Annotated in this window: 17 protein-coding genes; 5 read left to right on the top strand and 12 right to left on the bottom strand. The window is 57.6% G+C overall.

Annotated elements, in window-relative coordinates:
• Positions 1-10: 10 nt before the first annotated feature.
• Genes Q0792_RS18505 through Q0792_RS18485 form a run of 5 tightly spaced genes read right to left on the bottom strand, consistent with a single transcriptional unit; the run spans position 11 to position 4183 of the window.
• Positions 11-403: a PTS fructose transporter subunit IIA gene (locus tag Q0792_RS18505; RefSeq protein ID WP_298844405.1), complete on the bottom strand. Its 393-nt coding sequence runs from the start codon at positions 401-403 to the stop codon at positions 11-13.
• 4 nt (positions 404-407) lie between these two features.
• Positions 408-1298, bottom strand: coding sequence for an RNase adapter RapZ (gene rapZ / locus Q0792_RS18500; RefSeq protein ID WP_298844349.1), 891 nt, complete (start codon positions 1296-1298; stop codon positions 408-410).
• A 2-nt stretch (positions 1299-1300) separates the two neighbouring features.
• Positions 1301-1750, bottom strand: coding sequence for an HPr kinase/phosphorylase (locus tag Q0792_RS18495; protein WP_298844347.1), 450 nt, complete (start codon positions 1748-1750; stop codon positions 1301-1303).
• 3 nt (positions 1751-1753) lie between these two features.
• On the bottom strand, positions 1754-3442 hold the full coding sequence (locus Q0792_RS18490) for a sensor histidine kinase (RefSeq protein WP_298844401.1): 1689 nt from the start codon (positions 3440-3442) through the stop codon (positions 1754-1756).
• 39 nt (positions 3443-3481) lie between these two features.
• Positions 3482-4183 (bottom strand): response regulator transcription factor, encoded by a 702-nt coding sequence (locus tag Q0792_RS18485; RefSeq protein WP_195819692.1) that lies wholly within the window; start codon positions 4181-4183, stop codon positions 3482-3484.
• Between the two features lie 357 nt (positions 4184-4540).
• Here Q0792_RS18485 and Q0792_RS18480 point away from each other — a divergent pair, with 357 nt between their 5' ends.
• On the top strand, positions 4541-6139 hold the full coding sequence (locus Q0792_RS18480; RefSeq protein ID WP_298844337.1) for a phosphoenolpyruvate carboxykinase: 1599 nt from the start codon (positions 4541-4543) through the stop codon (positions 6137-6139).
• 60 nt (positions 6140-6199) lie between these two features.
• Here the strand turns inward: Q0792_RS18480 and Q0792_RS18475 are convergent, their stop codons facing one another.
• The gene (locus tag Q0792_RS18475; protein WP_298844334.1) at positions 6200-6916 is read right to left on the bottom strand and encodes a hypothetical protein; all 717 of its coding nucleotides are present in this window, start codon (positions 6914-6916) and stop codon (positions 6200-6202) included.
• A gap of 40 nt (positions 6917-6956) precedes the next feature.
• Positions 6957-7889, bottom strand: a complete 933-nt coding sequence (locus tag Q0792_RS18470) for a LysR family transcriptional regulator (protein ID WP_298844332.1) — start codon at positions 7887-7889, stop codon at positions 6957-6959.
• Between the two features lie 166 nt (positions 7890-8055).
• On the opposite strand from Q0792_RS18470, the gene Q0792_RS18465 reads away from it, so the two are divergent.
• The 4 genes from Q0792_RS18465 (at position 8056) to Q0792_RS18450 (ending at position 11426) form a co-directional block, all read left to right on the top strand.
• Positions 8056-8415: a helix-turn-helix transcriptional regulator gene (locus tag Q0792_RS18465; protein WP_298844329.1), complete on the top strand. Its 360-nt coding sequence runs from the start codon at positions 8056-8058 to the stop codon at positions 8413-8415.
• A gap of 249 nt (positions 8416-8664) precedes the next feature.
• Positions 8665-10350, top strand: a complete 1686-nt coding sequence (locus Q0792_RS18460) for an acyl-CoA dehydrogenase family protein (protein ID WP_298844326.1) — start codon at positions 8665-8667, stop codon at positions 10348-10350.
• A 153-nt stretch (positions 10351-10503) separates the two neighbouring features.
• Complete coding sequence (locus tag Q0792_RS18455) at positions 10504-11025, top strand: TetR/AcrR family transcriptional regulator (protein WP_298844322.1); 522 nt, start codon at positions 10504-10506, stop codon at positions 11023-11025.
• Positions 11022-11426 carry an META domain-containing protein gene (locus Q0792_RS18450; RefSeq protein ID WP_298844319.1) on the top strand — a complete coding sequence of 135 codons (405 nt, stop codon included), beginning with the start codon at positions 11022-11024 and terminating at the stop codon, positions 11424-11426. The genes Q0792_RS18455 and Q0792_RS18450 overlap by 4 nt, the downstream gene beginning before the upstream one ends.
• On the opposite strand, the gene recO is transcribed toward Q0792_RS18450, so the two are convergent.
• From recO to lepB, 5 genes are read right to left on the bottom strand one after another with little or no spacing between them, the layout of a single operon-like run.
• Positions 11410-12135 carry a DNA repair protein RecO gene (gene recO / locus Q0792_RS18445; protein WP_298844317.1) on the bottom strand — a complete coding sequence of 242 codons (726 nt, stop codon included), beginning with the start codon at positions 12133-12135 and terminating at the stop codon, positions 11410-11412. The genes Q0792_RS18450 and recO overlap by 17 nt on opposite strands.
• A complete protein-coding gene (locus Q0792_RS18440; protein ID WP_298844314.1) occupies positions 12135-12464 on the bottom strand; it encodes a DUF1491 family protein in 330 nt (109 codons plus the stop codon). The genes recO and Q0792_RS18440 overlap by 1 nt, the downstream gene beginning before the upstream one ends.
• A gap of 33 nt (positions 12465-12497) precedes the next feature.
• Positions 12498-13406 carry a GTPase Era gene (gene era / locus Q0792_RS18435; RefSeq protein ID WP_298844312.1) on the bottom strand — a complete coding sequence of 303 codons (909 nt, stop codon included), beginning with the start codon at positions 13404-13406 and terminating at the stop codon, positions 12498-12500.
• Complete coding sequence (rnc, locus tag Q0792_RS18430; RefSeq protein WP_298844309.1) at positions 13403-14089, bottom strand: ribonuclease III; 687 nt, start codon at positions 14087-14089, stop codon at positions 13403-13405. Before rnc ends, era begins: the two co-directional genes overlap by 4 nt.
• On the bottom strand, positions 14086-14925 hold the full coding sequence (gene lepB / locus Q0792_RS18425; RefSeq protein WP_298844306.1) for a signal peptidase I: 840 nt from the start codon (positions 14923-14925) through the stop codon (positions 14086-14088). The genes rnc and lepB overlap by 4 nt, the downstream gene beginning before the upstream one ends.
• Positions 14926-15002 lie beyond the last annotated feature (77 nt).

The raw sequence follows: 15002 nt of genomic DNA, 5'->3' as shown, positions 1-15002 counted from the left end.
AACGGGCCCCTTATTCAACACTGATGTTCTGGCTGTCGATATACTTTTTGCCGGCCTCCAGCGCCGCGCGGACGGCATCCGGCACGGCTTTGCGGCGGCTTTTGGCCAGTTTGATCAGCATCGGCAGATTGGCTCCGTAGAGGATGCGCCGGTTACCCGGCTTGCAGGCCAGCAGGCTGAGATTGGACGGCGACCCACCATAAAGATCGGTCACCACGACCACGCCGCCGCCTGTGTCCACTTCGTCCGCTGCCGCGCAGATTTCACGCTCTTTGGATTGCCTGTCATGATCCGCGTGAATTGCAATCACACGCACACCGGTCTGCTTGCCGACCACATGTTCGATCGCCGCGAGATACTCCGCTGCGAGCCCGCCATGTGCGACTATCACAATACCGATCAAAGGTTCAGGCCTCATCATTTTTTCTGCGCAGATCGAGTTCGCGGTGCCTAATTGACACCTGCCAGCCTTCCTCTGCAAGGCGCAATGCGAGCCTTTCAGCCACTGTCACTGAACGGTGCTGGCCACCTGTACACCCAAAGGCGATTGCCAGGTGAGACTTTCCCTCATCACGATAAGCAGGCAGCAAAAATTCCCCGAGGTCCTCCACTTTCTTAATAAAGTCGGCAAACCGGACATCCCGGCTGACGTATTCTGCCACCCTGTTGTCGCGCCCGTCGAGGCTGCGCAGGTCTTTTTCCCAGTAGGGATTCGTCAGGAACCGGCAGTCAAAGACGATATCGACACTGCGAGGCAGGCCGCGTTTATAGGAAAACGACTGCACCGACACGCTCAGGCGGTGTTCGCCGTCTGGCGCAAACCAGTTCTCGGTCTCCGCGCGCAGCTGATGCACATTCAGGTCAGAGGTATCGATCAGAACATCCGCCCGCGCCCGGAGCGGAAGCAGTATGTCTATTTCTCGCTGGATCCCCGCCGCTGGCCGGTCGTCCGGAGACAGCGGGTGGCGGCGGCGTGTCTCGGAATACCGTCGCAGCAGAACATCCGGATGACAATCGAGATACAACAACTCGGGGGCAACGCCAGGCGTCACGGCCAGACTGCCCAGCGTGTCAATAATGCGGGTTGTGGAAAAATCGCGGTTGCGGGGGTCTATCCCCAACGCCATCGGTTTGTCGTTTTCCGGACCGGCAAGCAGCGCATCAAGCAGACGCAGTGGCAGGTTATCTATTGCTTCGTACCCTGCATCCTCCAGCACTTTGAGCGCGCTTGATCTGCCGGCTCCGGAGGGGCCGGTGACAAAGATGATGCGTCGCGCCTGAGGTCCGTCGGCCGTCATTTCTACTCCTGTGCAGCCCACCTGAGATATTGCAGAATTGCTGCAGGGAAATGGCTGGCATCGATTTTGTGAAGACAGGGCACTGCCCGACCAAGAATGTCGAATGTCCGGGCCGCCGGAAGACGGGCGACGGCCACGTGATCAAGATCGACCACCAGCGCGACAGGTACCGGGCCACTTGGTTCGGCATTCAGAATGCCTGCGCCCCGCGCTTCAATAAGACCCGAAATAGCCGCCGGACAGGAGGCGACGATACTTTCGCCGTCGCATTCGACCAGCGTGCGGTCGTCGGCCACAAGCTGTGCGCCGTGTGCCATAAGCTGAAGTGCGAGTGCCGATTTACCGGAGCCGGATGCTCCGGTTATCAGAACGGCGCGGCCGTCCACCGCCACAGTGCTCGCATGCAGGGTTTGCGAACTGGCTCCAGCGCTGGTGGTCGGTGCCGGTTTCAACGGTCAGATCGGCAGGCCCACGACAAAGCGTGCGCCCAGCGGATCAGAAGTGATATCTGCTTCAGTCGGGCGGATATTTTCCGCCCAGATAACACCGCCGTGCGCCTCAACAATCTGTTTGGATATGGCCAGCCCCAGACCGGAGTTGTTGCCGAAATGTTCATCCGGCCGCTGTGAGTAGAAGCGTTTGAAAATTTTTGACAGTGCCTGGTCGGGAATGCCCGGGCCGGTGTCTTCCACCACAATAAGCACGCGGTTTTCCTTTTTGCGGGCCCAGATGCGGATCGCATCTCCGTCTTCGCAGAAGGAAATCGCGTTGGTGATAAGATTGACAAATACCTGTGCCAGACGTGCTTCAAGACCGTAAACCATGATCGGTGTGTCCGGCAGGTCAGTGATGAAATCGATCCCGCGCGTTCGTGCATCATCGCCAAGATACTGCCCAAGGTTAGTCAGTGTCCCCAGGACGTCGAAAGGCTCTTCTTCTTCTTTAACCAGTTCACTGTCGAGACGCGACGCATTGGAGATATCACTGACCAGCCGATCAAGACGGCGCACATCGTGATCGATCACATCCAGGAGTTTTTCCCTCTGATCATCACGCTTTACCATACGCAGTGTGCCCACCGCAGATCTGAGTGAAGCCAGTGGGTTCTTGATCTCATGCGCAACATCAGCCGCGAACTGTTCGTTGCCATCGATGCGATTGTAGAGTGCTGATATCATTCCACGCAATGCACCACTGAGCCGGCCGATTTCATCCGGACGCGCCGTCAGATCCGGAATCCGGATCCTGCCGGGGTTCATTTTCCGGGCGTTTTTGTCCCGCCCGAGTTCAGCTGCGGCGGCAAGGTCCGCGAGAGGGTTTGCGATGGTGGATGCGAGCACAAGGCTCAGACCGATAGACACAACAGTCGCGATAACAAACATCTGCAGTACACGCTCGCGCTCGGTGCGTACAAGCTTGTCAATTTCTCCGGCGGCTGTTGCCACGGCCACAACACCCACTGGCTGGCCGTTCTGAAAGACGGGGGTCGCGACGGTGAACAGAACGCCACCCGCCACATCAAGACCGTTCCGGATCTGAGTTCCGTCGCGCAGAGTCTCACTGACAATGGGCCTGATCTTGTCCTTCAGCGGTGTGATGGTCACATTTTCAGGCTCGCTGAACGGCTCGGACACAGCAGTCCAGAGCCAGCTCAGTAAGTCAGTGAGGAACGTTTTTCCGCCGATACCGCCGGCGATCTCATCCGCTGCAAGCTTGCCTTCGATATTTGCGACCAGTTGTTCGCCGGGGTCAAAGACAAAAACTTCGATACCGCTGCGCAGATCCAGACCGGCCAGAGTGTCGGCAACGTCAATGCCGTCTCCGGTCGCAAGGCTCACCGGGGCACCGGACGGCAACCGGGCCTCGACCACATCCGCAATCAGTTCAGCTTCGGAAACCAGGGACGCGGCACGCTGCAGTGCAAGGCTGTCGCGCGACGAGTTCAGATAAAGAATGCCCGCAACGAGTATGTTGAGGGCAATCAGGTTGAACGTGATAATCTTGCGCGTCAGTGGCGAGGTGCGCAGAGACATCAGGCCCCGACGCTCCCTGCTCGCGCGCATCTCATTGCCGGCCGCACTTTCAGGTGCGACCCAGTCTTCACCGAGGACGAGGTCCTCGTCCCTCGGCTGAGGGGGCGTCATATCCCGCACGAAAGTCCTTTCGGCCAGGGCCACGGTTACTTATTCTTCGTTATACCTGTAACCGATCCCGTAGAGTGTCTCAATCGCGGAGAACTCGTCATCTGCCGTCCGCATCTTTTTGCGCAGGCGCTTGATGTGGCTGTCGATTGTGCGGTCATCGACATAGACCTGATCGTCATAGGCAACGTCCATCAGCTGGTCGCGGGATTTCACAAAACCAGGACGCTGCGCGAGAGCCTGAAGAAGAAGGAATTCTGTGACCGTCAGTGAGACGTCCTTGCCTTTCCAGCTGACCGCATGGCGCAGCGGGTCCATCCGCAGGTCGCCACGTTCCATCACTTTGGTTTCTTCACTGTCCGCGACGACATCACCGGCAACGGCATCCTGGCGACGCAGCAACGCGCGGATACGCTCAACGAGCAGACGCTGCGAGAACGGCTTTTTGACATAGTCGTCAGCGCCCATGCGCAAACCAAGAACCTCGTCGATCTCGTCATCTTTCGAGGTCAGGAAGATTACCGGCATCGCCGTTTTCTGGCGCAGACGCTGCAGCAGATCCATACCATCCATCCGGGGCATCTTGATATCAAGCACTGCCATATCCGGCAGTTTCTTGTTGAATGCGTCCAGCGCGGCCTGACCGTCGTTATAGGTTTCAACCTCGAAACCTTCGGCCTCGAGCGTCATCGAAACGGACGTCAGGATATTCCTGTCGTCGTCTACCAGTGCGATTTTAGACATTACCTGTATCCTTGTACTGCTCGTTTGTTGGGTTTTTGGCAATAATCACCATTTTTCACCCGATCGAATCAATCGTTAACTGCGAATCAGTGCAGCACCTGGGCGCAATTGGGGCATAATTTGGTTACGGATGGCTAAATTGCCGCACATTGTTGACGGCTTCGTTAAAATGATAGCGCCCACATAAACCATGCTGACGTCATCCTCCGACAAAGTTTGCAATGGTGGCGCTAACTCCCTGAAAGCGTCCTGTTCAGGACATAAAACGGCATGTTAAGAGGCCGCGTGGGTGTGGATAAATCATTCGCACGGTTTCAGTTTCTTGCCGCTGACGGTGGCGCATCAGGAGAAAACGTAATGACACATGGGCGCGTGAACCCGGACTTCAGACTGGAAGATCAGGGAATAAAGGGCCTTGGAGACGTTTATTACAACCTGATGGAACCGGACCTGATCGAAAACGCGCTGGCCCGCGGTGAAGGCCGGCTGGGTAAGGGCGGAACATTTCTTGTCACGACCGGGAAATTTACGGGCCGGTCTCCAAAAGACAAACATGTGGTCAGAACTGACAGCGTCGCGGAAACGATCTGGTGGGAAAACAATGCCGCGATGTCGCCCGAGGGCTTTGATGCTCTGCATGCGGACATGCTGAAACACATGGAAGGCCGGGACTATTTTGTGCAGGACCTTGTTGGTGGTGCGGATCCCAAACACGCCATTAACGTACGTATGATAACTGAACTGGCATGGCACGGGCTGTTTATCCGCCACATGCTGCGCCGCCCCGATCTTGAGGACATTGACGAATTCACCGCGGATTTCACCGTTATCAACTGCCCCAGCTTTAAGGCCGATCCGCAAAAACACAACTGCAGGTCTGAAACCGTCATCGCGATGAACTTTGACAAGAAACTCATTCTGATCGGCGGTACGGAATATGCAGGCGAAAACAAGAAATCCGTCTTTACCCTGCTGAACTACCTTCTGCCTGAAAAAGGTGTCATGCCGATGCACTGCTCGGCAAATCATGCGAATGGAAACCCGGTAGATGCTGCTGTTTTCTTTGGTCTGTCAGGTACGGGCAAAACAACGCTTTCGGCGGATCCGTCACGCACCCTGATCGGAGATGATGAACACGGCTGGTCGGATACCGGCACCTTCAATTTTGAGGGTGGATGCTATGCCAAAACGATCAACCTCAGCGCCGAGGCTGAGCCGGAGATCTACGCGACAACGGAAAAGTTCGGTACCGTCATCGAAAATATGATCTACGATGAACGCACCCGAGAACTTGATTTTGAAGACGACAGCCTGACAGCGAATATGCGCTGCGCCTACCCCCTGCATTACATCTCGAATGCATCCGAGGTCGCACGCGGCGGGCACCCGAAAAACATCATCATGCTGACCTGCGATGCCTTTGGTGTACTCCCGCCCATATCGCGGCTCACACCTGCACAGGCAATGTATCACTTCCTGTCCGGCTTTACGTCCAAGGTCGCCGGTACCGAGCGTGGCGTCACAGAGCCGGAGCCCACCTTTTCAACCTGCTTTGGCGCACCCTTCATGCCACGTCGTCCGGAAGTCTACGGGAACCTGCTGCGCGAAAAGATTGCGACGCATGGCGCCACCTGCTGGCTTGTGAATACCGGCTGGACCGGCGGTGCGTATGGTACAGGCAGCCGCATGCCGATCAAAGCCACGCGTGGCCTGCTGACTGCGGCTCTTGATGGATCGCTCGCGGACGCCGAATTCCGCAAGGATCCGAATTTTGGTTTCTCTGTTCCTGTCGACGTAAAAGGTGTGCCCAGTATCCTGCTGGATCCGCGCCGGACATGGGACAACCCCGAGGCCTACGACCGTCAGGCCGCAAAACTGGTAAAGATGTTTTCGGATAACTTCGCGCAGTATCTGCCATTCATTGACGACGACGTGCGGGCCGCAGCGATCAGCTGATATCCTGCCGCGGAAAAAGGGCGCCCGCCGCAGCCATCTGACGGCGGGCGCTTTTGTGTTTCAGGCCGCCATATCAAGAATATCTGACAGGGGCATGTCCAGCAGAAAACGGATATCGTCACGTCCCACGTAAACAAGATACCCTTCGAGCGGGTTTTCATTATTCTTAATGTACCAGCGTAATGCGCTTGGCTCCATATGCATGTATCCGTGTCGTGCGGGGAAGCCCTTGAAGACGACCGTGCGTTCCATAAAGCCGAAAATGTAGTCGGGATCATACATCTGCAGGCCCAGAAGGAACGCATACCGCCCCAGGATGTACGAAAGGCCCGTGCCACGGTACTGCCCCGGCGTGCCTCCCATCCAGAATTCTCCGTGGTAGCAGACCTGTCCTTTGATGCGCTGAGCACCCGGACCAGCCCTGTAACGGGACCGTTTCATGTCCAGATCCATGCCGGATGGGGGGTAATCAACAAAGCGATGACGCAGATAATCGGACAAATACCCGCCATGCAGGTCGACACAGCGCATTGCCTGGGTGTGCATGATTGTTCCATTACCATCCCGTCCCGCAATCCAGAAGGAATTTGCAGGAGTCATAGGCTGGAGATCCGGGTTCAGAGGCGCACCCAGAGTATGGCCTGGCCGCGCCTCTGCAAGTATCTCGCGATACTCGTCAAAGTCGTGACCGACCTGTAATTCGATACCGTGCTCATTCAGCAGACTTGAACTGCTGGCCAGGAACCTTGTTCCGTCCTGAAAGGTGTGCAGGGTCATTAGGGCTTCTCCTCTGATGGCATTACCATCACAGGTTAACCTAATTTATTATTGCCTGCTCGTATTTTACGCATGACGAATCAAACACCACCTGTGAATCCAGCGGTGCCAGATCCAGGACTTCGGGACCAAGCCCGGGGATATTGATTTCGCGTGAGCGGTCCAGCACCGCAATCAGCGCGAAACTCCCGTCCGGAAAAGCGCCTCCCAGCAACAGTCGGTGATAGGCTGTCGGCACAAGGTCTCCGCCCGGCATACGCGGGACCTGTGTAAATATCTGATCTAAGCGACATCCTCCTGTTGTTTTAACGTCTTTGTAAGGCAGATCGAGCATCAGGGCGAAATCCTGCCCTCCCGGAAACTGACCGATCGGACGGCCAATACTGCTCCGGGCGTTCGTCCAGCCGAACCAGATCGAGTAAAATGACTTTTCGCCCATTTCCACACAGATCCAGCCCGTCGGCGATTCTCTGTAGACCATCAGATACGGGCGAATGTGCGCCATATTTTCGTGCTCAATATGGCCGCCGCTCATGCCCCACGCCCGAAAGGCTTCGCGGAACAGAATATTTTCCGGCTGCCAGATTACATCGATTCGCTGCTGGTGCTGATGAAAACTCCAGCCGTTTGGCTGACTGTGAGAAAGCGACAGAAGGCCGCTGAGATGGTTCATGTCGCCACTCAGCCATGCGTTCCCGCGGGCCAGAATCTCCTGCGCTGCGGGCAGCGCCTGCTCTCCTGCCTCTGTCAGACGGTACTGACGATCCTCGATCGCAAAGAGCTCAACGCCCTTGGCTTCCTCGAGCAAAGCGATGTGACGACGCACAGTCTGACGCGTGCTGCCCAGCTCCCGAACCGCATGGCTGAGGTTCAGAGTTCTCGCCAGAGTAGTAAACGACCGGATCATCTCATGCAAAAGGCTATGAGATTCTACGGCCTTTCTGGTGACCGGGGCAGACTCGGTTGGCTTCATAATTTCGTTCATTGATCATAATGGTAAATAAATCATCCACCAATGCAACATTTTTCACCCATCGACTGAACATTTTTAATCAAAAAAAATTAAAAGGTAGTCAGTTGATCGAGTCGCCGTTTCCCGCGATGAGAGTAGTCAGTCTCAACCAGAGGTGTTAAAAAGTATGTCCCATCCTGTAGATGTTCATGTCGGAAGAAAACTGAAACAGATCCGCACGATCCGTCGTCTGTCCCAGACAGACGTGGCGCGTGAACTGAGTCTGTCCTTCCAGCAAATTCAGAAATATGAAATCGGCTCTAACCGTATCGCCGCCAGCCGGCTGTATGAACTGTCGAGAATTCTTGACGTTCCGACCTCATATTTCTTTGAAGGCCTCGACGCTTCGGAAGAAGCCGAAAAAGGTCGCGATCCCAGCATGGAGATCGTGACAGCGCTCGCCGCGATCCGCGACGACACCATCAAATCCCGGATCGTTACGTTCATAGAGGACGTTTCCGGCGTGACTGTTGCCCGTCAGGGATAAGGGGAGAATCAGCTCTGCAGCTGGTTCCTGATTACGAGTGAGAAGCCGATGTACCGCGTCAGAATGGCCGGTAGATCGGTTTTTTTTCGTCTGCAGCAAGGAATCGGTCACGGCGCTTTGTTGCAACGCAGCGACGCCGCCTGTACCGCAGCGTAATTTTCATACAAATTGCCGCATCTCATTGTATTTTTGTTGCGCTGCAACTGCAAACTGCCTAGACCTCTTTCCGACCGGAAAAGGATGTTTCAGATGGCCCACGATGGACAAAACCCTGCGACGCAAACAGAGGTGCTGCTTGCTGATCTGCTGAAACTGACTGCAGGTGCTCTGCCCGCGGCAGACAGCATCCTCGCAACCGCCCGCAGCAGTGTGAAGGCACTCGTTGCGCCCGATGGTCGCGTTTCCGGCGCGCTTGTCGAGGAGCACCAGACCGCAGCCCACGGCCTTGCGTGGCTCGCAACCTATGTCCAGTCTCTTCATCAGATGCAGAAGTGGGCCGAAAACCTGCATTCGAGCGGTCGGTTCGGCGAGACCGAACAGCTGATACACCAGATCGCGTTCGGAGAGTATCTCTGGCAGATCTATGGCGGCATACAGATGAACCAGGGTGAAATCCTGCGCCTGCAGGATCTGGGTCTTGGCCAGCAGGATATGCGGGCCATGATGGAGCCTTCAGTGATGACCCTGACCCAGCACGGCAATACCCAGGCGGCGCGTACGCGTCTGGTGGCGCTGATGCAGGAGCATTCGGCAAACATCACGGTCGGCACATCTGGCCTGGATGACGAACTGGAAATGATCCGCGAACAGTTCCGCCGCTATGCCGTCGAGAAAGTAGAACCCTTTGCCCATGACTGGCACCTCAAAGATGAACTCATTCCGATGGAGGTCATCGACGAGCTGGCGGAAATGGGCGTCTTCGGTCTGACGATTCCCGAGGAATATGGCGGGTTCGGCCTTTCGAAAGCGTCAATGTGCGTTGTCTCAGAAGAGCTGTCCCGCGGTTATATTGGTGTCGGGTCTCTCGGGACACGTTCCGAGATTGCAGCGGAGCTGATCATTGCCGGCGGTACCGAGGCCCAGAAAGAAAAATGGCTGCCGCGGCTTGCCTCGGCGGAAACTCTGCCCACAGCCGTGTTTACCGAACCCAATACCGGGTCGGACCTTGGCAGCCTGCGCACCCGTGCTGTCAAAGATGGCGACGACTACAGGATCACCGGCAACAAAACGTGGATTACCCACGCTACGCGCACTCAGATCATGACGCTGCTGGCGCGCACCGACCCGGAGACTACAGACTACAAAGGTCTTTCGATGTTCATTGCCGAAAAGACGCCCGGCGATGACGAAAACCCGTTCCCGACCGAAGGCATGACCGGCGGAGAGATCGAGGTGCTGGGCTATCGCGGCATGAAGGAATACGAGCTGGCATTCGACAACTTTTTTGTCAAAGGCGAAAATCTGCTGGGCGGCGAAGAAGGTAAGGGTTTCAAACAACTCATGGAAACCTTTGAATCGGCGCGGATCCAGACAGCGGCCCGTGCCATCGGTGTCGCACAGTCCGCGCTCGACATCGCGATGCAATATGCGCAGGACCGCAAGCAATTCGGCAAATCACTGATCGAATTCCCGAGGGTTTCGGGCAAGCTGGCCATGATGGCCGTCGAAATCATGATCGCGCGCCAGCTGACCTACTTCTCGGCCTTTGAAAAAGACGAGGGGCGCCGCTGCGATGTCGAAGCTGGCATGGCAAAGCTGCTGGGCGCGCGCGTTGCCTGGGCTGCCGCTGACAATGGTCTGCAGATTCACGGTGGTAACGGCTTTGCGCTTGAATACAAAATCAGCCGGGTTCTGTGCGATGCACGTATCCTGAATATCTTTGAGGGTGCTGCAGAAATTCAGGCACAGGTTATCGCGCGCCGTATCCTGAGCTGACGCGGAAAGAGCGCCCACCCACACATGTTTTCAGGTGCTGCGCTGTTGCTGCAGCGCATCAAATTTACGCTGCGTTGCGGCGAAACGTCCCGTATTGCGCGAATGGCCGCGCATCAGCTTGCAGAAGTTACGGCCGCTTCTTAAGGCTGGGGTATGAAACGCACCCGCCTGAACCGTCAGTCCTGGATAGATGCCGGCCTCAAGGCTCTGGTGGCTGAGGGGCCGAACGCGCTGGCAGCAGAACCGCTTGCGCGCCAGCTTGGGACGACCAAAGGCTCGTTTTACTGGCATTTCAGGGATGTCCCGGATTTTCAGAAAGCCGTTGTCAAAGACTGGCAGAGCCGGGCGTTTGCAGATGTCGTCGACGCGCTGGCCGAAGACGGGAATGCCGAGCAGCGCCTGAGACGGTTCGGCAAGCGTGTTCTGGCAGACAAACAGGACCCTGCCATGCGCGCCTGGGCCCGGACAGACAAAACTGTGGCCCGTGCGTTGTCACAGGTCGACACGGAACGACTGACCTATCTTGGCAATCTTCTGCGCCAGCTCGGGATAACGAACCCGGAGTTCGCGCAAAGCGCCCTTGCGGCTCTGATCGGACTGCCTCAGATTGGCGGCAAAACACGCCCCGCCCATGCGTTCGATACGCTGGCGGATCTGGTTGTCGCGCTCCAATGACACTGCGCACCGGGATTCTGACATGCTGTTGCGTACTTCTGGCGACGGCAGCCTGCCGCAAAGACGAAACCGTCGCGGCTTACGGCGGATCTGACCGTATCTGGCAACTGACAGAAATCGACGGAGATGCTTTTGCCGCGGAAGCAACGCTGACGTTCCCGGAAACCGGCAAAATCGCGGGTACCGCTCCGTGTAACAGCTACAGCGCGGCAATGACCGTGCCTTATCCCTGGTTCGGGGCGGGCCCGATTGCAGCGACCCGCCGGGCATGTCCCGCGCTGGAAGCCGAAACCATCTTTTTTAAAACCCTGGGCGAGATGACCCTGTCGGAAGTTCTGGGCGATACCCTGGTCCTGTCGACGCCGGAAGGCCGCAGCATGATCTTCATATCCGGCGGCTGAACACGTCGACAAATCTTGCACGCGCTTCGGGCAGTGGTCTGTCCCCCAGATCGCGCGCCAGATGGGATGTCAGAAAGTACCCGGTCGTTACAAAGCTGTCAGCGATTTCCTGATCCTCTGCGTCCCCCAGTCCACGCAGGACATCCGGCAGAGGCAGCAAACGATCCGCCCATTCTCCTGCCGCACCGCGTGACACCGCACGGCCGGATTTCGGCGAGACATAGGCCAGGTCTTCCCGGGTTCCGGTCACAGCACAACGCTCCAGTTCCAGCGCATAGCCCATCTCGTGCAACAGACGGACTTCCCATCGCAGATAGGCCAACGGCCATAAAGCAGGCTGGTCCAGCAGATCGAGCAGTTGTTCTGTCTGCCGGTAGAGCCCCGCATGCGGTTCGCGTTCCGGCAGGCAGAACCCCAGCAGGGCTGTAACCGCGTTCAGTCCGGCCAGAGCCAGCCGGTCGCCCAGCGCCTGAGCGGCCCTGCTGCGCACCGGTTCGACCTGAAAACTGCCAATATGATCTTCGAGGCGTGCGCGCCACAACAGATCCAGCTGTGCACCGGGCTGCAGATGCGGCGCAATTTTCCGGCTGGTTCCACCGCGGACGACACCGGCATGACGGCCATGGTCGGGTGTAAAAACCTCGATAATCGCAGAGGTTTCGCCGTGACGGCGCGTATTCAGCAGAATGCCCTGATCCCGCCATTCCATCAGCTCAGCCCGGGCTGGTCCAGCAGATGGCGACCCTGCCGGTCTTCGACTTCGATGACCCAGATATCCGGATCAAAACCGCGCTGCCGTTCGATCGCAGCGTCCAGATCGCTTTCCGCGCCCGTGGCAAGTTCCGACCAGATCTGCCTGTCCTCAAGCAGGTCCCATGTCCTGTGAAACAGTCGGCCCTCACCATCCAGAGTGTTCATTTTTACAAGGACCGTTCCTGCCGTATCATCACCGTGGGCAACGACAAAAGCGGGAATATCCGCGCCACGCAGGCGTGCGAGATAAGCGTCAACCCAGAACCGTGCGGTGAGGCGCGCCATTACCGGAATGCCTCAGCAATGCACAAAACGCGCTCAGTTATTCCCATCCCTGAACTCCAGTCCCATCTCGGAATAACGCTCAGCCTCTTCCAGCCAGTTGGGCCGCACCTTGACCTGCAGAAAAAGATGCACCCGGCGCCCCAGAAACTCTTCAAGTTCTTCGCGCGCCGCTTTGGAAACAGCTTTTATCGTCTCGCCTTTGTGCCCCAGAACGATCCCCTTGTGACCGTCGCGGACAACATAGACCAACTGGTCAATCCGGGCCGAGCCGTCTTTGCGCTCTTCCCACTTTTCGGTTTCTACCGTCAGCTGGTACGGCAGTTCCTGGTGCAGGCGGAGTGTCAGCTTTTCGCGGGTCATCTCGGCCGCAATCATGCGCACAGGCAGATCGGCAATCTGGTCCTCGGGGTAAAGAAACGGGCCTTCGGGTACTTCGGTCGCCAGCCACTGGCGCAGATCATCCACCCCGTGCCCGCGCTCTGCAGAGATCATGAAAGTGCCTGCAAAACTGTACCGCTCGTTCAGATCCTGGCTGAGCGCCAGAAGTGTCTCGGCCGCCACCCTGTCGATCTTGTTGATTGCCAGAGCGACCGTGCGTCCCTCGCCGATATCGCTCAACCCTTCAAGGATGCGCTCCACACCCTCGGTCACGCCACGATGCGCCTCGACCATCAGCACGACGATATCGGCATCGGCGGCACCGCCCCACGCAGCAGCAACCATCGCCCGGTCCAGCCGGCGCCGTGGCTGGAAAAGTCCCGGCGTGTCAACGAAAACGATCTGGCTGTCGCCCTGCATCGCCACACCTCTGATCCGTGCCCGGGTCGTCTGAACCTTGTGGGTTACAATCGATACCTTGGCACCAACCATACGGTTAAGCAGCGTAGACTTTCCCGCGTTGGGCTCACCGATCAGTGCAACAAAACCTGCCCGCGTGCTCATCCTGATTTCTCCAGTTCGGCGAGTAGCGCCGCAGCGGCGGCCTGTTCTGCCTGCCGTTTGGATCCGGCACAAGCGGCCTGTTCGGCCCCGTTCTCGAGGCTGGCGGAAATTGTAAACCGGGGCGCGTGATCCGGCCCGGTCCGTGCAGTTTCAGTATAGAGGGGGGGGCGCAGGCCCCGGGCCTGTGCCCACTCCTGCAAAGCAGTTTTTGCATCCCGTGCATCTTTATCCACGTCGTGCACGCGAGCGCCCCAGAGCCTCAGAATCGTCTCCTTGGCCACACCAAAGCCGCCATCAAGATACACCGCCGCTATCACTGCCTCTATGCCGTCGCCCAGGAGCGCCTGCTTGCGACGCCCGCCAGACAACATCTCAGACCGCCCCAGACGCAGTACTGCACCGAGGTCGATATCGCGCGCGACGTCGGCGCAGGTCTCTTTTCGCACAAGCGCATTGAAACGCGGCGCGAGCTGCCCTTCGGTCGCACCCGGGTCAAGTGCCAGCAACGCCTCGGCCATGACCAGCCCGAGCACCCTGTCCCCCAGAAATTCAAGGCGCTGGTTGTCGTCGCGGGTCGCAGAGGACATGGAAGCATGCGTGATCGCCTGCGCCAGGAGTTCCGGCCGGGTAAACGCATAGCCCAACCGGTCCTGAAAGGCCCTGAGTTCGGCGGAGAGTTTCACTCTACAGCCTTAAAGAAACGGTCCCCACGCCAGGTCCAGAAGAACAGCATGGACCGGCCACCCGAAGAGAAGACAATGCGGTCCGCGCGACCAATCAGATTTTCGTAAGGCACAAATCCCACGCCCTGCACCTGTTGTGCAAGCCGGCTGTCTGCTGAGTTGTCACGGTTGTCGCCCATAAAGAAATAGTGGCCTTCGGGCACAGTGTAGATGCCTGTCCGGTCAGACGACTGCGGGCCGATGTCCAGCACCGTGTAGCGGGAGCCGTCGGGGAGTGTCTCGATGGCGCGGGTCTTGAGACAGGCACCGCCGTCACCGACCGGACCATTCGAACAGCGCGGGCGCCGGCCTTCCGGTCCCTGCGGTTCCATGACCTCTTCAAAGGTACCGGCAGGTTCCTGTGGCAACACTTCTCCGTTCAGAACGACCAGACCATCCTGCAACTGTATTTTGTCACCCGGCAGACCAATCAGGCGCTTGATGTAGTCGCGTCCGGACACGGGATGGCGGAACACAACAACATCACCGCGCTCCGGGTCGCCACCCAGGATCCGCGAATTGTCACCGTCCAGAAAACCGCAGATGTCTCTGGCGTCTATATCCACGCCAAACCGCGGCATATAGAGGCTGGGGCAGGAGGCGTAGGAGTATCCGTAAGCCATCTTGTTCACAAAGAGAAAATCGCCCACCAGCAGCGTCTCTTTCATCGATCCGGACGGAATCCAGAACGGCTGAAAAAACAGGGTCCGGAACACACCTGCAATCAGCAGCGCGTAGACAATGGTTTTCACCGTCTCAACAAAGGCGTTCTGCGGTTTTTTCTCTTTGGCGGCCATGTGGCGGATTCCTGACTGGTTTGGGTCGTAATGCGCAGGCAGACCCGGCAAGTCAAGGCGATCACCGGTCACACCTG

This window comes from uncultured Roseobacter sp. (genome assembly GCF_947495025.1).
Taxonomy (GTDB): domain Bacteria; phylum Pseudomonadota; class Alphaproteobacteria; order Rhodobacterales; family Rhodobacteraceae; genus Roseobacter.
This window is presented reverse-complemented; position numbering and strand designations above follow the sequence as displayed.

What these genes read in the sequence shown, in the direction of transcription:
- Q0792_RS18465 (WP_298844329.1), top strand. Translation starts at nt 8,056, where the DNA reads ATGTCCCATCCTGTAGATGTTCATGTCGGAAGAAAACTGAAACAGATC.
- recO (WP_298844317.1), bottom strand. Translation starts at nt 12,135, where the DNA reads ATGGAATGGCGGGATCAGGGCATTCTGCTGAATACGCGCCGTCACGGC.
- Q0792_RS18470 (WP_298844332.1), bottom strand. Translation starts at nt 7,889, where the DNA reads ATGAAGCCAACCGAGTCTGCCCCGGTCACCAGAAAGGCCGTAGAATCT.
- Q0792_RS18480 (WP_298844337.1), top strand. Translation starts at nt 4,541, where the DNA reads ATGACACATGGGCGCGTGAACCCGGACTTCAGACTGGAAGATCAGGGA.
- Q0792_RS18485 (WP_195819692.1), bottom strand. Translation starts at nt 4,183, where the DNA reads ATGTCTAAAATCGCACTGGTAGACGACGACAGGAATATCCTGACGTCC.
- lepB (WP_298844306.1), bottom strand. Translation starts at nt 14,925, where the DNA reads ATGGCCGCCAAAGAGAAAAAACCGCAGAACGCCTTTGTTGAGACGGTG.
- Q0792_RS18440 (WP_298844314.1), bottom strand. Translation starts at nt 12,464, where the DNA reads ATGGCGCGCCTCACCGCACGGTTCTGGGTTGACGCTTATCTCGCACGC.
- era (WP_298844312.1), bottom strand. Translation starts at nt 13,406, where the DNA reads ATGAGCACGCGGGCAGGTTTTGTTGCACTGATCGGTGAGCCCAACGCG.
- Q0792_RS18475 (WP_298844334.1), bottom strand. Translation starts at nt 6,916, where the DNA reads ATGACCCTGCACACCTTTCAGGACGGAACAAGGTTCCTGGCCAGCAGT.
- rapZ (WP_298844349.1), bottom strand. Translation starts at nt 1,298, where the DNA reads ATGACGGCCGACGGACCTCAGGCGCGACGCATCATCTTTGTCACCGGC.
- Q0792_RS18490 (WP_298844401.1), bottom strand. Translation starts at nt 3,442, where the DNA reads ATGACGCCCCCTCAGCCGAGGGACGAGGACCTCGTCCTCGGTGAAGAC.
- Q0792_RS18455 (WP_298844322.1), top strand. Translation starts at nt 10,504, where the DNA reads ATGAAACGCACCCGCCTGAACCGTCAGTCCTGGATAGATGCCGGCCTC.
- Q0792_RS18460 (WP_298844326.1), top strand. Translation starts at nt 8,665, where the DNA reads ATGGCCCACGATGGACAAAACCCTGCGACGCAAACAGAGGTGCTGCTT.
- Q0792_RS18450 (WP_298844319.1), top strand. Translation starts at nt 11,022, where the DNA reads ATGACACTGCGCACCGGGATTCTGACATGCTGTTGCGTACTTCTGGCG.